General features: G+C 63.4%; 19 protein-coding genes and 1 pseudogene. 7 read left to right on the top strand and 13 right to left on the bottom strand.

Annotation, left to right across the window (positions count from 1 at the left end):
* Position 1: 1 nt before the first annotated feature.
* The 5 genes from QM801_RS06165 to QM801_RS06145 all read right to left on the bottom strand — a co-directional run bounded on the left by QM801_RS06165 (position 2) and on the right by QM801_RS06145 (position 5946).
* The gene (locus tag QM801_RS06165; protein ID WP_415018334.1) at positions 2-1246 is read right to left on the bottom strand and encodes a vWA domain-containing protein; all 1245 of its coding nucleotides are present in this window, start codon (positions 1244-1246) and stop codon (positions 2-4) included.
* A 7-nt stretch (positions 1247-1253) separates the two neighbouring features.
* Positions 1254-2177 carry an AAA family ATPase gene (locus QM801_RS06160; protein ID WP_415018333.1) on the bottom strand — a complete coding sequence of 308 codons (924 nt, stop codon included), beginning with the start codon at positions 2175-2177 and terminating at the stop codon, positions 1254-1256.
* Between the two features lie 113 nt (positions 2178-2290).
* The gene (locus QM801_RS06155) at positions 2291-3085 is read right to left on the bottom strand and encodes an FAD binding domain-containing protein (protein ID WP_415018332.1); all 795 of its coding nucleotides are present in this window, start codon (positions 3083-3085) and stop codon (positions 2291-2293) included.
* Positions 3086-3103: 18 nt separating this feature from the next.
* On the bottom strand, positions 3104-5467 hold the full coding sequence (locus tag QM801_RS06150) for a xanthine dehydrogenase family protein molybdopterin-binding subunit (protein WP_415018331.1): 2364 nt from the start codon (positions 5465-5467) through the stop codon (positions 3104-3106).
* 14 nt (positions 5468-5481) lie between these two features.
* Positions 5482-5946 (bottom strand): (2Fe-2S)-binding protein, encoded by a 465-nt coding sequence (locus tag QM801_RS06145; protein ID WP_415018330.1) that lies wholly within the window; start codon positions 5944-5946, stop codon positions 5482-5484.
* Positions 5947-6377: 431 nt separating this feature from the next.
* Here QM801_RS06145 and QM801_RS06140 point away from each other — a divergent pair, with 431 nt between their 5' ends.
* The 3 genes from QM801_RS06140 (at position 6378) to QM801_RS06130 (ending at position 8062) form a co-directional block, all read left to right on the top strand.
* Complete coding sequence (locus QM801_RS06140; RefSeq protein ID WP_415018329.1) at positions 6378-6806, top strand: DUF4864 domain-containing protein; 429 nt, start codon at positions 6378-6380, stop codon at positions 6804-6806.
* A gap of 248 nt (positions 6807-7054) precedes the next feature.
* On the top strand, positions 7055-7462 hold the full coding sequence (locus QM801_RS06135; protein ID WP_415018328.1) for a rhodanese-like domain-containing protein: 408 nt from the start codon (positions 7055-7057) through the stop codon (positions 7460-7462).
* A gap of 6 nt (positions 7463-7468) precedes the next feature.
* Positions 7469-8062 carry a DUF2585 domain-containing protein gene (locus tag QM801_RS06130; protein WP_415018327.1) on the top strand — a complete coding sequence of 198 codons (594 nt, stop codon included), beginning with the start codon at positions 7469-7471 and terminating at the stop codon, positions 8060-8062.
* A gap of 54 nt (positions 8063-8116) precedes the next feature.
* On the opposite strand, the gene QM801_RS06125 is transcribed toward QM801_RS06130, so the two are convergent.
* The 3 genes from QM801_RS06125 to QM801_RS06115 form a co-directional block, all read right to left on the bottom strand.
* The gene (locus QM801_RS06125; protein ID WP_415018326.1) at positions 8117-9397 is read right to left on the bottom strand and encodes a hypothetical protein; all 1281 of its coding nucleotides are present in this window, start codon (positions 9395-9397) and stop codon (positions 8117-8119) included.
* Between the two features lie 120 nt (positions 9398-9517).
* Complete coding sequence (locus QM801_RS06120) at positions 9518-10900, bottom strand: glutamate--cysteine ligase (protein WP_415018325.1); 1383 nt, start codon at positions 10898-10900, stop codon at positions 9518-9520.
* 84 nt (positions 10901-10984) lie between these two features.
* A complete protein-coding gene (locus QM801_RS06115) occupies positions 10985-11743 on the bottom strand; it encodes a 16S rRNA (uracil(1498)-N(3))-methyltransferase (RefSeq protein WP_415018324.1) in 759 nt (252 codons plus the stop codon).
* A gap of 53 nt (positions 11744-11796) precedes the next feature.
* On the opposite strand from QM801_RS06115, the gene ubiA reads away from it, so the two are divergent.
* The 4 genes and pseudogenes from ubiA to QM801_RS06095 form a co-directional block, all read left to right on the top strand.
* Positions 11797-12705 (top strand): 4-hydroxybenzoate octaprenyltransferase, encoded by a 909-nt coding sequence (ubiA, locus tag QM801_RS06110; RefSeq protein WP_415018323.1) that lies wholly within the window; start codon positions 11797-11799, stop codon positions 12703-12705.
* Entirely contained in the window at positions 12702-14021 is a 1320-nt protein-coding gene (locus QM801_RS06105) for a TldD/PmbA family protein (RefSeq protein WP_415018322.1), read from the top strand. The genes ubiA and QM801_RS06105 overlap by 4 nt, the downstream gene beginning before the upstream one ends.
* Positions 14008-14766, top strand: a complete 759-nt coding sequence (locus QM801_RS06100; RefSeq protein ID WP_415018321.1) for a 3'(2'),5'-bisphosphate nucleotidase CysQ — start codon at positions 14008-14010, stop codon at positions 14764-14766. The genes QM801_RS06105 and QM801_RS06100 overlap by 14 nt, the downstream gene beginning before the upstream one ends.
* Before the next feature lie 83 nt (positions 14767-14849).
* Positions 14850-15059: pseudogene (locus QM801_RS06095) on the top strand (DUF4170 domain-containing protein); the annotation flags it as partial.
* Positions 15060-15062: 3 nt separating this feature from the next.
* On the opposite strand, the gene QM801_RS06090 reads toward QM801_RS06095, so the two are convergent.
* The 5 genes from QM801_RS06090 to QM801_RS06070 form a co-directional block, all read right to left on the bottom strand.
* Positions 15063-16073 carry a bifunctional riboflavin kinase/FAD synthetase gene (locus tag QM801_RS06090; protein WP_415018320.1) on the bottom strand — a complete coding sequence of 337 codons (1011 nt, stop codon included), beginning with the start codon at positions 16071-16073 and terminating at the stop codon, positions 15063-15065.
* 27 nt (positions 16074-16100) lie between these two features.
* A complete protein-coding gene (locus QM801_RS06085) occupies positions 16101-16523 on the bottom strand; it encodes a MaoC family dehydratase (protein WP_415018319.1) in 423 nt (140 codons plus the stop codon).
* A 93-nt stretch (positions 16524-16616) separates the two neighbouring features.
* A complete protein-coding gene (locus QM801_RS06080) occupies positions 16617-17435 on the bottom strand; it encodes a TIGR01459 family HAD-type hydrolase (protein ID WP_415018318.1) in 819 nt (272 codons plus the stop codon).
* Between the two features lie 43 nt (positions 17436-17478).
* Positions 17479-18702, bottom strand: a complete 1224-nt coding sequence (locus QM801_RS06075) for an EAL domain-containing protein (protein ID WP_415018317.1) — start codon at positions 18700-18702, stop codon at positions 17479-17481.
* Between the two features lie 148 nt (positions 18703-18850).
* The gene (locus QM801_RS06070; RefSeq protein WP_415018316.1) at positions 18851-20206 is read right to left on the bottom strand and encodes an aspartate aminotransferase family protein; all 1356 of its coding nucleotides are present in this window, start codon (positions 20204-20206) and stop codon (positions 18851-18853) included.
* Positions 20207-20212: the final 6 nt, after the last annotated feature.

Raw genomic sequence — 20212 nt, 5'->3', positions numbered from 1 at the left:
GTCAGCCCTGATGCGGGCCCTTCAACCACTTGCGGGGATCATGGGCATCGCGGCGGGGTTCCGCAAGGGTCTCGGCCAGATCGGCCAGGCTGTTCAGACTATGGACCGGGCGGAACTCGTCCACAAAGGGCATCATGACGCGGATGCCGCTCGCCCGCGCCTCGAAGCCGTCATAGCGGAGCAACGGATTGAGCCAGACGATCCGCTTGGCCGAGCGCCGCAGCCGCTCCATCTCAGCCTTGAGAGAGGTTACATCCTCACGGTCGAGACCGTCGGTCATCAGCAGCACATGCGCGCCCTGCCCCAGCACGCGGCGTGCCCATTTCAGATTGAACTCGTGCAGCGCCGTGCCGATGCGCGTGCCGCCGGACCAGTCCTTCACCGCCGCCGAGACCTTCATCATCGCATCGTCGATGTCCTTGCGGCGCAGCTCGCGGGTGATGTTGGTGAGGCGCGTGCCGAACAGGAAGACATGCACCCGGTCCCGGTCGTTGATCAGCGTGTGTAGGAAGTGCAGGAACATGCGGGAGTAGTTCGAGCATGAGCCCGAAATATCGCAGAGAATGACCAGCGGGGGTTCGCGCCAGACCCGCTCCTTGCGGTAGATGTCGACCACTTGCCCGCCGGCATGGATGACGCCGCGCAGGGTGCGGCGCATGTCCACCCGCCGCCCGCCGTGGGAGGCGCGGAAGCGCCGCGTCGGCACCTCGATTCGGTTGAGCCTGATCTTGCGCAACGCCTGCTTCGCATGGGCCTGCTCGGCCACCGTCATCTGCTCGAAGTCCTTGCTGCGCAACACCTCGTTGGCAGAAGCCGTGAAGGTGGCTTCCACCTCCAGCTCCTCCTTCTTCGGCGCATTGCGACTTTCCACCTCGGTCTTGTCGAACATCGCCTCGGCGAGGCGGCGGAAGCCTGCCTCCTTGCGCTTCTCGTGCGGCTTGCGGGCAATCTGATGATACATGAGCTGCATCAGCTGCTGCAGCATCTTCGGTTTCTTCCAGAACACATGGAATGCCTGGTCGAAGATCTCCCGCTGCTCGCGCCGCTTCACGAACACCGCATGCAGCATCCAGTAGAAATCCTCGCGCTTCTGCAAGGGGCCTGCCATCGCGGCATCAAGCGCATCGAGCACGCTGCCCGGCCCCACGGGAATGCCCGCCTCGCGCAGCACGCGGGCGAAATGCATGATGTTCTCGGCCAGCTTGCCGGTGAGAGGTGTGTTGGAGTTGGCAGGCGCCACGAACATGGCGGCGCTACACCGTGCCCATCAGGCGGATTTCCTCACGCACCTGATCGAGAATGCGCTTCGCCTCCGAGCCTTCCATGCGGGAGATGTCGTCCTGGTACTTCAGCAGAACACCCAGCGTGTCGTTGACCGTCTGCGGATCGAGCGTCACGCAATCAAGCTCGTGGAGTGCCGACACCCAGTCGAGGGTCTCCGCCACACCCGGCGCCTTGTAGAGGTCGCCCTTGCGCAGCGCCTGCACGAAGCCCACCACTTCCTTGGCAAGCTGGGCGGAGGCCTTCGGCCGCTTGGCACGGATGATCGAGACCTCGCGCTTGGCATCGGGGTATCCCACCCAGTGATAGAGGCAGCGGCGCTTGAGGGCGTCGTGCACCTCGCGGGTGCGGTTCGAGGTGATGATGACGATGGGTGGTTCCTTGGCCTTCACCGTGCCGAGTTCCGGGATTGACACCTGGAAATCGGACAGCACTTCGAGAAGGAAGGCCTCGAAGGCTTCGTCGGTGCGGTCGAGTTCGTCGATGAGCAAGACGGGGGCTGCCCCCTCGTCAGACTCCAGCGCCTGCAGGATCGGGCGCTTGATCAGGAAACGCTCGGCAAAGACGTCGGAGCCCAGCCGCTCACGGTCGATGCTGCCGGTCGCTTCCGCAAGCCTGATCTCGATCATCTGCTGGGGGTAATTCCATTCATACACCGCGGAGGCCACATCGAGGCCCTCATAGCACTGGAGGCGGATCAGCTTGCGGCCCAGCCCTTCGGCCAGCACCTTGGCGATCTCGGTCTTGCCCACGCCCGCCTCGCCTTCGAGGAACAGCGGCCGCCCCATCTTGAGGGCGAGGAAGACAACCGTACCGAGATCCCGCCCCGCCACATAGTCGCGCGACTTGAGTAGGTCGATGGTGTCGTCAATCGAGGCCGGAAAGGGCTTGCTCATCGGTTGTTCAAACTCCTGTCACCTTTACGGCCGACTTGGGCCGAAGGTGAAACTCCTACCACAAAAAAACACCCGCCAACTGGAGTCAGCGGGTGTCGCTCCTGTCGGTCGGACTACTTTGCTGCCGCCAGGGCCCGTTTGGCCATGACGGAGATCAAATGCGCCCGGTAGGCGGCAGTGCCGTGCAGGTCGCTATTGAGACCGCGCGGCTTGACCGAAATACCGGCCAGCGCATCAGCCTTGAACGACTTGCCGAGTGCCGCTTCCATGTCGGACTGGCGGAACACGCCGGGGCCTGCGCCCGTGACGGCAACGCGCGCCGAGCCGTCCTTGCCCTGCGCCACGTAGACGCCGACCATCGCATAGAGCGAGGCCGGGTTCGGGAACTTGGCATAGCCGGACTTGGCGGGGATCGGGAACTCCACGGCTGTGATGACCTCGTCGTCCTTGAGGGCGGTCGAGAACATGCCGGTGAAGAACTTGTCCGCCGGGATCTTGCGGCGGTCGGTGTGGATCGTGGCGCCAAGACCCAGGCAAGCGGCCGGATAGTCAGCCGCCGGGTCGTTGTTGGCGATCGAGCCGCCAATCGTGCCCTTGTGGCGGACATGGGGGTCGCCGATGCCGCCTGCGAGGGCGGCAAGGCCCGGAATGGCCTTCTTGAGGGCCTTGTCCGAGGCGACCGCCGCGTGCGTGGTGCCGGCCTGGATCACCACCGACTTTGCACCCACCTTCACGCCTGCGTTCTTCAGGCCCGAAAGGTCGATGATGTCGGTGGGGCTGGCAAGGCCCTGCTTCATGGTGGGCACAAGGGTGTGCCCACCGGACAGGAACTTGCCGTCCTTAGCCTTCTTCATCAGCTTGACGGCATCCGCCACCTTGCTGGGACGGTGATAGTTGAAGTTTTCCATTGTTCTCTCTCCCCGTCCTTATTCCGCGGCCTTCTTCATGCCCTGCAGGGCATTCCACACGACGAGCGGGCTCGCCGGCATGGGAATGTCCTTCACGCCAAGGGCATTGGTGATGGCGTTGATGACGGCGGGCGGCGAACCGATCGCACCCGCTTCGCCGCAGCCCTTCATGCCCATCGGGTTCGTCGGGCAAGGCGTGCAGGTGAAGCCGAGCTTGAAGCTCGGTACGTCGGCGGCGCGCGGCATGCGGTAATCCATGTAGGAACCGGTCAGCAGCTGGCCCGAGGCGTCGTCATAGACGCAGCCTTCGGCAAGCGCCTGGCCGATGCCCTGCACGATGCCGCCATGCACCTGGCCTTCGACGATCATCGGATTGATCAGGTTTCCGAAGTCATCCACGCAGGTGTAGTTGGCCACCGTGGTGACGCCCGTGTCCGGATCAATCTCCACCTCGCAGACGTGCACGCCCGCCGGGAACACGAAGTTCGCCGGATCGTGGAAGGCACTTTCCTTGAGGCCGGGTTCGATTTCGGCGGAGTTGAACTTGTGGGCCACATAGGCCGACAGCGCCACTTCTCCGAAGGCCATCTTCTTGTCGGTGCCCTTCACGGTGAAGGTGCCGTTCTTGAACTCCACGTCATCGGTCGAGGCTTCCATGACGGCGGCAGCGATCTTCTTGGCCTTGGCCTCGATCTTGTCGAGGGCCTTGGAGATCGCGTGCATGCCGACGGCACCCGAGCGCGAGCCGTAGGTGCCCATGCCGAACTGCACCTTGTCGGTATCGCCGTGGACAACCGAGACGTTGTTGAAGTCAACGCCGAGGCGGTCCGAGACAAGCTGCGCGAAGGTCGTTTCGTGGCCCTGGCCGTGGCTGTGGGAACCGGTGAGGATTTCCACCGTTCCGACCGGGTTCACGCGGACTTCAGCCGATTCCCAGAGGCCGACGCCGGCACCCAGCGAACCGATCGCCGCCGAGGGCGCGATGCCGCAGGCTTCGATGTAGGCCGAGAGGCCGATGCCGCGCAGCTTGCCCTTCTTGGCAGAGGCGGCCTTCCGTTCGGGGAAGGACTTGTACTCCGAGAGCTCCAGCGCCTTGTCGAGGGCGGCACCATAGTCGCCCGCGTCGTAGCACATGATCACCGGGGTCTGATGTGGGAACTGCGTGATGAAGTTCTTCCGGCGGAATTCCGCCGGGTCCATCTTCAGTTCGCGCGCCGCGGTTTCGACGATGCGCTCCACCACATAGGTGGCTTCCGGGCGCCCTGCCCCGCGGTAGGCGTCAACCGGCGCGGTGTTGGTATAGACGGCGTCCACTTCCGCATAGATGGCGGGGATGTTGTACTGGCCGGAGAGCAGCGTGGCGTAGAGATAGGTCGGCACGCAGCTCGAGAAGGTGGACAGGTAGGCGCCCATCGAGGCCGTGGTGTGCACGCGAAGACCGGTGATCTTGCCGCCGGCATCGATGGCGAGTTCGGCCTTCGACACGTGGTCGCGGCCGTGCGCATCGGCCAGGAAGCTTTCGGTGCGTTCAGCCGTCCACTTCACGGGGCGGCCACCCACGCGCTTCGACACCCAGACGCAAACCACTTCCTCGGCGTAGATGAAGATCTTGGAGCCGAAACCGCCGCCCACGTCCGGCGCAATGACGCGCAGCTTGTGCTCGGGGCACAGCCCGTGGAAGGCGGAGATCACCAGACGCGCCACGTGGGGATTCTGGCTGGTGGTGTAGAGGGTGTAGGCGTCCATGCCCGTGTCATAGGAGCCGATCGCGGCGCGGGGCTCCATGGCATTGGGAATGAGGCGGTTGTTGACGATATCAAGCGTCGTCACGTGGGCTGCATTCTTGAATGCGGCTGCGGTGGCGGCTTCATCGCCGATCGACCAGTTGTAGACGCGGTTGTCGGCGGCGACGTCATGCACCTGCGCCTTCGTCGACATGGCCTTGGCGGCATCGACGTTGTGCGGCAGCACGCCGTAACTCACCTGCACGGCGGCAGCGGCGGCCTTGGCCTGCTCCTTCGTCTCGGCAACGACAACGGCCACGTGGTCACCCACATAGCGCACCTTGCCGTCCGCCAGGATCGGATGCGGGCCGGCCTTCATCGGGCTGCCGTCCTTCGAGTGGATCATCCAGCCGCAGATCAGGCCGCCGATCTTGTCTTCCTTCACGTGTTCGCCGGTGAAGACACCGAGAACGCCGGGCATGCCGGCGGCCTTCTTGGTGTTGATCGACTTGATGGTGGCGTGGGCGTGCGGGCTGCGCACGAAATAGGCGTAGGTCTGATCCTTCAGATTGATGTCATCGGTATACTGGCCCTTGCCAGTGAGAAACCGCTGATCTTCCTTGCGCTTGACTGAAGCGCCAACTCCGGTTCCGGTCATCTCCGCATTCTCCCTTACATGTTCTCGGCGCCGGCCTGCACGGCCTTGACGATGTTATGATAGCCCGTGCAGCGGCAGATGTTGCCTTCGAGGCCGTGACGGATCGTGTCCTCGTCCAGCTTCTTGCCTTCGCGCTTCACGAGATCGATCGCCGACATGATCATGCCGGGCGTGCAATAGCCGCACTGCAGGCCGTGATGTTCGCGGAAGGCTTCCTGCATCGGGTGCAGCTTGCCGTTCTTAGCGATGCCTTCGATGGTGGTCACGTCGGCGCCGTCACAGGCGGCGGCGAGCGTGGTGCAGCTCTTCACGGCCTTGCCGTCGACATGCACGACGCAGGCGCCGCACTGGCTGGTATCGCAACCGACGTGGGTGCCGGTGAGGCCGAGGTGTTCGCGGATGAACTCGACCAGGAGCGTGCGGCCTTCGACCTCACCGCTCACGGCTTTCCCATTCACTTTCATGGAGACTTTTGGCATTTCATTTCCTCCCATTGTCCGTTCGTTGTGTTCGCAATGACATGCAAAGCCGCAACGCCGGACACGTTGTGCCAGGAATGATGATCATCTTGCGAAGTGAAACCGTCAAGCGGTTGCACCTTCCGACTTTAGAATTGTCCTTTGTGTAGAGGGACTTGCATCGGCTTGAGCGCAAGGGTTGAGCAATTCCCGAAACCGCATAACGCAAGCACGATCAGTGCGAAAAACAGAATGTTCCCAGTTGCCGGACAACTATTCGGTTATTCCCGTGCGGGAATAGAAACTCCCATCCGCTGCGACATGTTTGTGCAGACATCATGACACGGGTCCGCAAATTATTTTGTTGCCGCATCGCAGCATGACTCTCTCATGCGAAATCATGATCCTCGCTCAGTCGAGCCACGTAAAATCCGGAAACACGGGAGCTGACCATGCTGCGAGTCCTGTTTGCCCTTCTCCTTTGCGTTCCCCTCCTCTCCGCTCACGTCCGCGCCGACGGCGTGCCGCCGGGTGACCAGTCCGCGATTCGTGATGTGATCACCGGTCAGCTGCAGGCCTTCTCGTCTGATCATGATGCAGAAGCCTACGGCTACGCAGCTCCTATCATTCAGTTCGCCTTCCCCACAGTGGACAGCTTCATGGCGATGGTGAAGAAGGGCTATCAGCCGGTCCACCGCAACAACGGCTACCAGTTCGGTGCTTCCGACACCATCAGCGCCGACAGGGCCACACAGACGGTGATCATCAAGGGCACCGACGGCAAGACGTACGAGGCGCTCTACACCCTTGAGCGCCAGGCCAACGGCACATGGAAGATCGCTGGCTGTTCGATCAAGACGCTGCCGGGAACGGAAGTGTGACGCTGCCACGATAGGTAGCGTTGCCCATGCCCCACGCAAGGTCTGCCCGTCTAGATGGCGGCATGAATGTTCAACACACACCGATCGACGACAATCCAGACCGGCTCATCTTCGCGCTCCTGTTTTTGGTCTCAGCCCTGATCTCGGCCTTCGTGCCGATGCTTGATTCGCTTTTCTGACATTCGGACGGGGCCTTGCGCGGTTCAGGGACTTCCGCCAACACTTCGCCCGGACACGGGAGAACGAAGATGGCCATCACCAGGGGATACAAGCAGCTTCTCGACGAGGCGAATGCCCAGGTGCGAACCGTAACGCCCCAGGAGGCGCAGGCCATGGCCGCGTCCGGCGAGGCGCTGATCATCGACCTTCGCGATCCGCGGGAAGTGGAGCGCGAAGGACGCATTGCCGGGGCGCATCACTGTCCGCGCGGCATGCTGGAATTCTGGATCGATCCGGAGAGCCCCTACCACAAACCCTATTTCGCCGAAGCCAAGAGCTTCATCTTCCATTGCGCCTCGGGCTGGCGCTCGGCGCTTGCGGCAAAGACCGCCAAGGACATGGGGCTTGCGCCCGTCATGCACATGGGCGGCGGCTTCACGGCCTGGAAGGGGGCTGGCCTTCCCGTCGAATCCGGCGAGCGTCCTGCCAGGGGCTGAAGACCGATGAGCGCCCCCACGTCAGCCCCCTCCCTCCGCAGCCGCGAGATCACAACAGCACTTCTGGTCGCCGGCGTGATCATCATCACGGCTGCCGTCATCCTGCTCAGCATGGGGCGCGAGCCCATCTGCAAGTGCGGCTACGTCAAGCTTTGGCATGGCGTGGTGAACAGTTCCGAAAACTCGCAGCACATCAGCGACTGGTACACGCCGAGCCACATCATCCACGGCTTCATCTTCTATGGCCTCACCCGGCTCGCCCTCCCCCGCGCCAGCCTGCCGGTGCGCCTTGCGCTGGCAACCCTGGTGGAAGGAAGCTGGGAAATCTTCGAGAACACCGACTTCATCATAAACCGCTACCGCGAGGCGACGATCTCGCTCGACTACTATGGCGACAGCGTTCTCAATTCGGTGTGCGATATCCTTGCCATGGTAGCTGGTTTCTTCGCCGCCCGCACATTCCCCGTGTGGCTGACGCTGACGCTTGCGGTGTTCTTCGAGGCTTTCACCGGTTACATGATCCGCGACAACCTCACCCTCAACATCATCATGCTGGTGTGGCCGCTGGATGCAATCAAGGCCTGGCAGGCCGGCGCATGAAAAAGCCATGGCCCGCGTTTGCGGACCATGACCCATTCTCAATGTTCGTGGTGATCAGTTCAGAGCCCCGGTCGGGATGAAGATCGCACGGCCAACCTTGTCGGGCCCAACATCGAAGCACACGTTCGCTCCTGCCGTATCGTAGTAGCGGCACACAGGCTGGCTGTTGATGTCGATGTTCGTCTGCTTCCAGGGGCTGAAGCTCTGGCCTGCCTTCCAGCGGCGATGCCACAACTTGCCGTCCATTCCCTTCACCAGCACACGGACCTGCTTGCCATCCACACTGGCAATGGCGCCGGGCCGCTTGTCGGTCTGGCCACCGAGCTTGATGATGGTCGCCTTGACCAGCGCATCGGCAAACTCGACGGTTTCGCCTTTGTTGTTGCGTCCGTAGCAGTCGACGTGGGTGCCGCCCATGAACACGCAGTAGACGGCGCTGGCACTCACCACGCCAAGGCCACGGTAATCGGACCAATTGTAGAGGTCTGTGTCCTGGTCCTTGTAGCGCGCGATCACCGACAGTTCGCCGGAGTTCGAGCGGAGGATCACGTAGAGGGCCGGAGAGCCATTTGCATCAAGGGCCGAAACCGCCGACGGCGAGCCGGTGGTGGCGCCGCCGAGGCGCTTGAAGGGATACCAGCCACCCTTCTTGTCCTGCTGCGTTGTCCATAGCGCGTTGTCGCTGCCGATCACGAAGCAATGAATGGCCTTCTGGAAGATGGTGCAGGAGGGCGAATACTTGATCTCGCCGCCGATGCGCTGCCAGCCGTTCCATGCGCCCTTGCCGTTACCGGTCTGCCACCACAAAGCATTGTCCGTGCCGCGGCCGAATACGGCGATGGGCTGTCCAGCGGGAAAGAAGTTGGACGAGGTCGAAAGCTCGCCCATGAGCTGGCCGCCGATCTTCACGACTTTCGCCATGGGCTGCTGCACAGGCTCACCGTCACCACCCTGCTGGGCGATCTCATCATCGCCAGCGGCAGCACCGCCGGTGCCGTCATCGTCGATCTGAACAGTGTTGTCCTTGCAGGTGATTGTCTTGAAACCCGTGCAGCTGTCGTCATTACAGATCTGGCCGCCGGAGAAGACCTTGGTCGGCGCACCCGGATTGGGGTCCTGCACCCACGTTGCGGCGGCGCTGAACTCATGCAGTTTGCAGAAGGCATCGGCCGCGGGCTTGCCGCATTGATCGCCCCACTTGCGGCACCAGTCCAGGCGCACCCCGTTGATCTTCGGTTTGTTGAATGTTGCATCGTCGGCCAGCGCCGGCAGTGCAAAAGCAATTGCGCTCGCGGCAAGCATTGCCAGACCGCGCAAAGTCGTCGTCCCGTTCATGTGATCTCCCAGTTCCGTTGCCCCTTGAGCGGCATGCTGCTTGACGGTGCAGATTCCTTCAAGGTGCCACGGAGGTTGCCCCAGCCGGGCTGAACGGCAACTGAACGCCGGGTTCAGCTCTCAGTAGGAGAAGTCGCGGAAGACGCGGGAGATATCGCCCTTCCAGGCACCGTGATAGAGATCCAGCAGGTTGTCCGCGGCGGTCTTGCCGCTGGTCACCGTTTCGTCCAGCACGTCGAGGAAGGAGGTTTCGGGCTTGCCCTTGCAGCCGAGGATGCCACGCGACGATAGGCCCGTTCGGGCGAGCACGAGCACTTCGGCGGCGATGTCGCGCACGCTGCGGCCCCCGATCTTCGCCTTGAGGCCGAGACGCGGCACGTCGTTGCGGAGTGTCTGGCGTTCTTCCGCCGTCCAGCCCTTCACCAGATCCCACGCGCCATCGAGCGACGCCTGGCTGTAGAGAAGGCCGGTCCACAGGGCCGGCAAGGCGCACAGCCTGCGCCACGGACCGGAGTCGGCGCCGCGCATTTCGAGGTAACGCTTGAGGCGGACCTCCGGGAAGATCGTGGTGAGGTGATCGGCCCAGTCCTTCATCACCGGCTTCTCGCCGGGCAATTGCGGGAGCTTGCCCTCCATGAACTTGCGGAAGCTTTCTCCCGACGTGTTCACGAAGCTGCCGTTCCGCATCACGAAGTACATGGGCACATCGAGCGCATAGTCGACATAGCGCTCGAAGCTCATGCCGTCTTCGAAAGCGAAGGGCAACATGCCGGCGCGGGCATTGTCGGTGTCGGTCCAGACATGGCTGCGGAAGGAGAGGAAGCCGTTGGGCTTGCCCTCGAGGAAGGGCGAGTTGGCGAAGAGCGCCGTGGCGATGGGCTGGAGTGCGAGCGAGACGCGGAGCTTCTGCACCATGTCGGCTTCGCTGGCAAAATCGAGGTTCACCTGCACCGTGCAGGTGCGGAACATCATGTCCCGGCCAAGCGTGCCCACCTTGTCCATGTAGGGCGCCATGATGCCGTAGCGGCCCTTGGGCATCACCGGTGTCTGTTCGCGCGTCCACACCGGCGAGGCGCCAAGGCCGAGGAAGCCGATGCCCAATTGGTCACCGACCTCGCGCACCTGCTGCAGGTGTTCGTTCACCTCGGCGCATGTATCGTGAACGCTTGCAAGTGGGGCGCCCGAGAGTTCGAACTGGCCGCCGGGCTCGAGCGAAATGTTGGCCATGCCCCTAGGATCGGAGAGCGCGATGATGTTCTCACCCTCATAGACGCCATCCCAGCCAAAGCGGGCCTTGAGGCCTTCGAGGAGTGAACGGATCGAACGCTGGCCGAAATACGGAACCGGCTCCAGCGTATCGGTGAGGAAGGGAAACTTCTCGTGCTCGGTGCCGATCCGCCATTCGGACTTCGGCTTCAGGCCCTTGTCGAAATAGGCGACGAGCTGCGCCTTGTTCTCAATGATGGCCTTGCCTTCGGCCGTTTCGGGTGTTGGTCCACTCACGCAATTCTTCCTTGTTGCCTGCCGTCATCTAGGCAGGGCCGCGGGAGCCGACAAGCCATAAAATGTGATACCAATCATCACAGTTTATGGCGCCCGCCCCGCGCTGCCCGACCTTGCGCCCCAGTCGCCGATGGCCGCCTGGACAACGGCAAGGGCGGCAATGGCCACCGTATCAGCCCGCAGGATGCGCGGTCCAAGGGAAATGGCCGTGACAAAGGGTTGCGCCCGCAACAGGCGGCGCTCCTCGTCGGTAAAGCCGCCCTCGGGACCGACAAGCACCGCCGCCGGGGTGGCAATGGCAGCGAGGGATTGAAGCGGATTGGCTTGCGCGGCGGTCTCGTCGCAGAAGACCAGCCGGCGGGCCGGGTCCCAATCGGCAATGGCCTTGGCAAGCGGCACCGGGTCCAGCACCTCCGGCACAAAGACGAGGTTGCACTGTTCGGCCGCCTCAATGGCATTGGCCTTCATGCGCTCGAGATTGACCCGCTCGGCAATGGTGCGGGCCGTCATCACCGGGCGAAGGCGGCGGACGCCAAGCTCGGTGGCCTTCTGGACCATGTAATCGAGCCGGGCATGTTTCAGGGGCGCGAAGAGGTAGTCGATGTCAGGGGGTGGTGTCACGTCGGCGAGGCGGCGCTCACAGCGGATGGAAACGGCCTTCTTGCCGGCATCCGCCACGTAAGCCAGCCAAGCCCCCTCCTGCCCGTTGAAGACCTCGACCGCGTCACCGGGAACGAGCCGCAACACATGGGTGAGGTAATGGCCCTGCTCGCGCGAGAGGGGAATGTCGTGGGCGGGGGAAAGCTCTGCCTCAAGGTGCAGCCGGGGTGTGGTCTTCGCCATGGCGGCCGTGTTACACGGCCCCGGCAATGGATTCCAGCAGGGCAAAATCACGGGTGGCGGATGCCGTCCCGGACAATTGGGTCGAACGCTTCCTCCCCGAGGCGGCACTCCCCTATGCCCAGTTGATGCGCCTCGACCGTCCCATCGGCTGGTGGCTGCTGCTTATCCCCTGCTGGTGGAGCGTGGCGCTCGCCGGGCAGGTGACAGGCCCGCACTGGCAGATGGTGGCAGACGGCATCCTCTTCCTGATCGGGGCGGTGGTCATGCGGGGCGCGGGCTGCGTCATCAACGACATCTTCGACCGCAAGTTCGATGCCCAGGTGGCGCGCACACGTTCGCGCCCCATTCCGTCGGGCCGCGTGAGCGTGAAGCAGGCGATCATCTTCCTCGCGCTGCTACTGCTCTGCGGCCTCGCGGTGCTGTTGCAATTCAACCTGCTCACCATCATCACCGGCTTCGGATCGGTGGCGATCATCGTCGTCTACCCTTTGATGAAACGCATCACATATTGGCCACAAGCCGTTCTGGGACTTGCATTTAACTGGGGCGCGCTGGTGGGTTGGACGGCCGTCACCGATACCCTGCGCTGGCCTGCGCTCGCGCTCTACGCGGCAGGCATTGCCTGGACGCTGGCCTACGACACCATCTATGCCCACCAGGACAAGGACGACGACATCCTGATCGGCGTCAAGTCCACGGCGCTCCACTTTGGGGCCAACACATTGCCGTGGCTCGCCGGCTTCTTCACGCTCACCACCCTGCTCCTCGCGCTTGCCGTCAGGGGTGCGGGCGGCGGCTTCCTGAGCTATCTCGGCATCGCCGCAGCCGCCCTCCATGCCCTCTGGCAATGCCGCAGCTTTGATGACACCAACAGCGCTGTGTGCTTGCAACTCTTCAAGTCAAACCGCACATATGGGCTGCTGGTATTCGCCGGCTTCACCCTGGATCTTTTCACCCGATGACCGAACTTCTTACGATTGCCAAAGACATTCTCGCGCTTGCCCGGAAGGAAGGCGCCACCGACGCCGAAGCCATCGTGGCCGATGGCAGCGACCGTTCCATCACCATTCGCAACGGCGAGATCGAGAATCTCGAACAGGCCGAAGCCCGCGAAGCGACGGTGCGCGTCTTCGTCGGCAAGTCGTCCGCCACCATGTCAGGCAGCGTGCTGACACCCGATGCGCTCGAACGCCTCGTGAGCCGTGCTGTCGCCATGGCGAAGCTCGCTCCGCCTGATCCCTACGCTGGTCTTGCCGATCCGTCACAACTCGCCACTCATTTCCCTGACCTCGACGTGGCATCGCCTGAAGTGATCACCGCGGACCAGCTCCGCGAACGCGCGCAGGAAACGGAACGTACCGCGCTTGCCGTGAAGGGAGTCACCCGCAGCAACGGGGCCGGCGCATCATCCTATTCCGGCCACTCCGCCGTGGCCGCAAGCAATGGCTACGAACGCACCTCACACCGCACCAGCTTCGGCAACAGCGTCTCGGTGATCGCCGGTGAAGGCACGGCCATGGAGCGTGACTTCGACGGCCACGCCGCCGTCTACTGGTCCGATCTCGAACCCGCCGAGAAGATCGGCCGCACCGCCGGCGAGCGCGCCGTGCGTCGCCTCAATCCGCGCAAGATGCCCTCGCAGACCGTGCCGGTGATCTTCGACCGCCGCATTGCCACGAGCCTCGTCGGCCATCTGCTGGGCGGCATCAATGGCGCCGCCATCGCCCGCGGCACGAGCTTCCTCAAGGAGGACCTCGGCAAGGCCCTCTTCGCGCCGAACGTCACCATCATCGATGATCCCCTGCGCCGCCGCAGCCTCGCCTCGCGCGCCGCAGATGGCGAAGGCTTGCCGGTCAGCCGCCGCGCCGTGATCGACAAGGGCGTTCTCACCAACTGGATCCTCGACCTGCGCTCGGCACGGCAACTTGGCCTCGCCCCCACCGGACAGGGTGGCCGTGGCGGACCCAGCACCAGCAATGTGCATATGGAAGCAGGCACGCGCTCGCCCGAGGAAATGATGAAGGCGGTCGGCACCGGCTTCCTCGTCACCGAATTCATCGGCTCTTCGATCAACATGGTGACGGGTGACTACAGCCGCGGCGCTTCCGGCTACTGGATCGAGAACGGCGAACCCGCTTTCCCGGTGAGTGAAATCACCATCGCCGGAAACCTGCGCGCCATGTTCAAGGCGCTGGAGCCCGCCAACGATCTCATCTTCCGGTCCTCGACCGTTGCCCCCACCTGCCTCCTCGGAGAAATGACACTTGCTGGACGCTGACCTTACGCTCCTCCTCGACACGCTCCGCGAAGCGGGTGCGCTCGCCCTGTCCATGCAGAAGGCGGGTTTCCAGCACCGCAAGAAAAAGGATGGCACCTTTGTCACCGACGTGGACGAGGCCGTCGACAAGCTGCTGCTGCAGCGCATCGCCAAGGCCCGGCCGGAGGATGGCTGGCTTTCGGAGGAATCGCCCGACACGCCTGCCCGCCTGCCGAAGTCGCGACTGTGGATCGCCGACCCCATCGATGGCACGCGCGGCTTCCTCGAAGCCAATGCACCGTGGTGCATCGGCATGGCGCTGGCGCTCGATGGCGAGGTGGTGTTGTCCGCCACCTATGAACCGGCTGACGATATCATGTGCCACGCCGTGCGGGGCGGCGGCAGCTTTGTGAACGGTACGCGCCTCTTCACAACAAACATGCAGAACGTGATTGCACCCCGCCGCTTCGGCGATGATCTACGCGCCAAGGGCTTCACCCCGGAAGCGGACAGCCCCATTCCCCTCCTCCTCCGCATGGCCTCCATTGCCCGCGGCCATCACGGCGGGGCCATTTCGATCGGCAACAAGTACGACTGGGACATCGCGGGCGGCCACCTCATCCTCACCGAGGCAGGCGGCGTTATCTCGGACCTCACCGGCAAGGGTCTGATTTACAACCGCCCGGAGCCATGGCAACGGGGCCTGATCGCGGCGGCGAATCCTGCTATCCATGCCGCGCTTGTGGAACTCATGAGGACAGCATGAACGCGAAACCCGCCCCGAAAGCCGCCGCAAAGAAAGCTGCCGCCAAGAAGGCGCCTGCAAAGAAGAAGACGGCCGCGGACGGGCAGCTTCTCCACCTCGTCTTTGGCGGTGAACTGGAAGACGTGTCAGACGTCACCTTCCGCGACCTCGCAAAGCTCGATGTGGTCGGCTTCTATCCCAACTATGCGGAGGCCCATCGCGCCTGGCTCGGCAAGGCCCGCGAGACGATCGACAACGCCCAGATGCGTTACTTCATCGTCCATCTGCACCGGCTACTCGATCCGGGTACGTGACGCTTAGAGCCGGCCCTCGCGCTGCAGCTTGCCCAGCGGGAAGACTGCAATTTCGTCATCCGCCTTGTCCCGTGCCAGAATCTCGCGCGCACGGCTGCAATCATCCTTCATCTGCTCGATGAGCTCCCCCACCGAGGCAAAGGTCTTGTCGCCGCGGATGAGATCATGGAACGACACCAGAAGCGTGCGGCCATACAGGTCCACATCAACGTCGAGCAGATAGGTTTCGAGGAACGTACGGTTTGTGTTGAAGGTCGGGCGGTCGCCGAAATAGGCCGCCCCCTGCCAGGCCGGCGTGCCGTGCGGCTGTGCCGCATCCCGCACCTCGACGGCATAGATGCCGCGCGCCGGCTCTGCACCGGAGTCAACGATGATGTTGGCGGTGGGGAAGCCGATGGTGCGGCCACGCTTATCGCCATGCACCACTTCACCCATCACGATCCAGCGGTAGCCCAGGTCGTGGGCGGCGGCGCGCACATGGCCGCGGCGGATGGACGAGCGGATGGAGCTTGAGGAGAACGGCGCATTGCCGTCGGCATCGTCGGTCACCTGATCGACCGTGGTGACTCCGAAGCCGTTCTGCTGGCCGAACTGTCGCAGGGTTTCGGTGGTGCCCTTGCGGCCTTTGCCGAAGTGGAAGTCATATCCGGTGATGACATGCGAGACGCCGAGCCATTTCACCAGATAGCCCAGGACGAAATCCTCGGGCGACCGGGTGGAGAGATGTTCGTCGAAGGTGGCGACTGCAAGGAGGTCGGCACCCAGCGCCGCCGCGAGACGCTGCTTCAATGGCGCAGGCGTGAGGCGGAAGACGGGTTCGGACGGACGGAAAAACGAGCCCGGATGAGGCTCGAAGGTGAGGATGCCCCAGCGCACGCCGCGTCGCGCCGCCTCGGCCTTTGCCACCTTCAGAAGCTCCTGATGGCCACGATGCAGCCCATCGAAATTGCCGATGGCGATCACGGCACCCTTCAGAGATTCCGGAATGGCCTTGGTGGCCGAAACAACCTGCATTGCACCCTTCAGACTGGACAGCAGGGACTACGGACTGCGGGAAGGAACGAAGACCATCGCCTCGCCTTCCACCACCGTCTTCCCCGCCACTTCACAACGGCAGTGGAATTGGGCGCGCTTTTTCACCAAGTCAAGAGCCGTGAGCCTGGCGTAGGTCGAGACGGTATCCCCGATTCGCACAGGTGCAAGGAAGCGCAGGGTCTGTGACATATAGATGGCGCCGGGCCCCGGCAGCTTGGTGCCCAGCACCGCCGAGATGAAACCCGCCGAGAGCATGCCGTGGGCGATGCGCGTTTTGAAGAAGGTCTTGGAGGCATAGTGCTCGGAGAGGTGCACGGGATTGCGGTCGCCCGTCACCTCGGCGAAGGCCGTGATGTCCTGCGCGGAGACGGTCTTGTCGAAGCCCGCCTCCATGCCGATCTCGAGATCCTCGATGAAATAGCCCGTCATCACAGCACCTGTTTGCAGTGCACAATAAGGCCTGTGCAGCGCAGCGCAACTATAGAAAAGTCGGACGGAAATGGGCAAGACAGCGCGAGGGCGCTACCAGTCCAGGCTCGCCACCGTGCGGATGATGTTGGCTTTCGGAACATGAGCGCGGATCGCCGCATCGGCCTTTTCGAGGTCGTCGTGATCCTCGTGCAGGCCGGTCATGAAGACGGCGGCAATCCCCTGCTCCGCCGCCCCCTTGATGTCGGTCTCGGGACCGTCGCCGATCGCCAGGATCGACGAGAGCGGAACATCATGGTCGCGGATCGTGGCGGCCCGCCTGCGGGCAAGATCGTAAATTGGCGCATAGGGCTTGCCCGCCATGCGGACTTCGCCACCCATGGCGGCGTAAACATCTGCAAGCGCACCCGCGCAATACAGCAGGCGCCCAGCCTTGCGCACCACCTTGTCGGGGTTGGCGCAGATCATGGTGAGGCCGCGGGCGTGCATGTCCGAGAGCAGTGCCACATAGTCCTTGGGCGTCTCCCGATCGTCGTGGAAGAGCCCGGTACAGATCACCGCCGAGGCGTCCGGCAGCTCGACCCGCGTCACATGAAGACCATCAAAGATCGAGAGGTCACGGGCGGGACCAAGGTGAAAGAGCTTGCCGTCTGTCTGCTGCATCAGGTCTCGAGTGACGTCGCCCGAGGTGACGGCGGTGTCATAGGCATCGCGGGGCACGCCCAGTTCATCGAGCTGCTTGCTCACGCCGATCGTGCTCCGCGGCGAATTGCTGACGAGGATCACGCAGCCGCCCGCCCGCCTGTGCCGCTGCAGGCTATCGACCGTCGGCGCGAAAGGCGCATGGCCATCGTGGACCACGCCCCAGATGTCGCAGAACCAGACCGGATAGAGATTTGAAAGATCGCGCATGGCCTTGTCTTAGCCCATGGCCCCTGCGCGTGGAACGCCTGCCTTACTCGGCCGCGGCAACGTCTTCCGGCGGCGGCGGCTGGCCCGCCACGTCGCGGCGCACGCGGCGCGGTTCGGCGAAGGCGGGGCCGGCAGCGAAGCGGGCCACGCGCATCAGCTGCGTCGCCTGCTGGGCATTGGCAACGCCCGTGACGATGACCTGCACGCGGAGCGCGCGTGCGGCCTGCACGAAGTTGGCAATGCCGGCAGACTGCTTCGGCTCGGAGCCCACGCTGCCCGCTGCAATGCCCACGTAGCGGACGTTGAGCTTGTCGAGCGCGGCAAGATCGAGGCCAGACACAGCGGCATTCGAGAGGCTCATCTCGATCCCCGAGCGCGCCATGTAGGCGAGGCCTTCGAGGCTCGACTGCGAAAGGCTGGCGAGAACGGCATGCGGAATGTCGACCACAAGACCATCGCTGATCCCGGGTTCGGAGGCGTGCAGCTGGGCGATCCGCGACAGCGCATCCGGAATGGCGAGCGTGCTGGACGACAGCGGCACGAGAATGTTGAGGCGGTTGTCGCGCTTGCGCAGGCGGCGCAGCAGCACCAGCGCCTCGCGATAGAGATAGATGTCGAGGGCCGGACGGCGCTCCGCACGGTCGGCGTCTGTCTTGTGCGCAGCATCGAAGGCGTGGTGCAGGCGATAGTGTGCGGTCTTGCCCGAGAACAGATCGATCACCGGCTCAAGCGAAATGATCACCGCGTCGCCGAACGACGACATGTCATCGAGCGAACCGGCGCGCGGCGGCATCGGCATCGGGGCAGCAATCTCTTCTTCCTGCGGAACCTCGACCGCTTCGGCCTGAGTCCACTGGGACGGATGGACGACGACGGGCGCGCGGGCCCGCATCTGCTGGGCCATCTGCTGCTGGATCTGCGCCTGATAGTGATACTGGCGCTCCGCCATGGCCCGCATGTCGTTGACCATCGCGGCATGGCCCTGGCGCATTTCATTGACGCCCGAGTTCACGTTGGCGCCGAGCTGCTCGACTTCCGAACGAAGGATGCTGACCTGGGCGGAAAGCTCGGCCGAGACCCGTTCTTCCTCACGCGACTGGCGCATGAGCGAAGAGATTTCGGCAGCGATGCGGCGCACATCGCGGCGCGCGACGTGGGAGTTATGGACAACGACCCACGAGAGGATGAGGAGACCGCAGGCGAGCGAGAGAAGTGCGCCGATCACTAGCAGCACCACCGGTGCCGAGGCCGAAGTGTAGGATTGCACGGCAACGTAAACCGGCAGTGCACAGCACAGCGCGACTACGAGAAACCAAGGTAACTCACGTCCGTAACCCATCCCACCGTGCTCGCATACAACAGGAACGCGGCCCTAGAACCGCGTCCCTTGCTAACGCCCCCAACGGTGGACAGTATTACAGGCTCGCTACGGATGCCAAGACTTTTGGCATCTTATCCATGAAGATTTCTTCGATTTGGTTACGCGTGATCATCAGCGGCGGCGAGAGCGCAATCGTGTCGGCCGTGATGCGGATCAGCAGGCCAATGTCATGGAATGCGTTTTCCATGGCCTTGTAAGCCCTTAGACCCGGCTTTCCATCCACCGGCTTAAGATCGATTGCCGCCACGAGGCCCATTGTGCGGATGTCTTCCACCAGCGGATGGCCCTGCAGCGTGAAGGCGGCATCAGCCCACGTCTCTTCGAGCGCCTTGGCATTCTCGAAGAGCTTCTCGTCGCGATAGACGTCCATGGTGGCAACACCAGCAGCAGCCGCCATCGGGTGGCCCGTGTAGGTGTAGCCATGGAACAGCTCGATCACATGATCGGGGCCGTTCATGAAGGTGTCATAGATGCCCTGGCGCGCCAGCACGCCACCCATCGGCACGGTGCCGGAGGTGACACCCTTGGCGAAGGTGAGAAGGTCGGGCGTCACGCCGAAACGTTCGGCAGCATAGGCATGGCCGAGACGGCCGAAGCCGGTGATGACTTCGTCGAAAATCAGCAGGATGCCATGCTTGGTGCAGATCTCGCGCAGCTTCTTGAGATAGCCCTTGGGCGGCGGCAGCACGCCGGTGGAGCCCGCCATCGGCTCGACGATGACGGCAGCGATGGTGGACGCGTCATGCAGTGTCACCAGACGCTCCAGTTCCTCTGCGAGATGAGCACCCCAGGTCGGTTCACCGCGGGTGAAGGCCTGTTCCTTGCGATTGTAGGTGTGCGGCAGGTGATCGACGCCGGCCAGCATGGCGCCGAACCACTTGCGGTTGGCGACCATGCCACCCACCGAGATGCCGCCGAAGTTCACGCCGTGATAGCCGCGCTCGCGGCCGATGAGGCGGGTGCGGGTACCCTCGCCGCGGGCGCGGTGATAGGCCAGTGCGATCTTGAGAGCGGTGTCGGCAGCTTCCGAACCCGAGTTGCAGAAGAAGGCATAGTTCAGGTCATCCGGCGCCATGGTGGTGATGCGCGAGGCGAGTTCGAACACCTTGGGATGGCCGTACTGGAAGGTCGGCGCGAAATCGAGTTCGGCGGCGGCCTGCTGGATCGCATTCACGATCGGATCGCGGCAATGGCCGGCGTTGGAGCACCAGAGGCCGGCGCTGCCGTCGAGGATCGCCCTGCCCTTCAGGTCGTAGTAGTGCATGTCCTTGGCGCGGGCGATCATGCGCGGGCGCTGCTTGAAGGCCCGGTTGGGAGTGAAGCCCATCCAGAAGGATTCAAGGTTGTTGGGCGTCGGTTCGAAAGTGGACGGTTTGACCGGCTTGTTCATGGGCGA

Source organism: Aestuariivirga sp., assembly GCF_047600585.1.
GTDB lineage: Bacteria > Pseudomonadota > Alphaproteobacteria > Rhizobiales > Aestuariivirgaceae > Aestuariivirga.
This window is presented reverse-complemented; position numbering and strand designations above follow the sequence as displayed.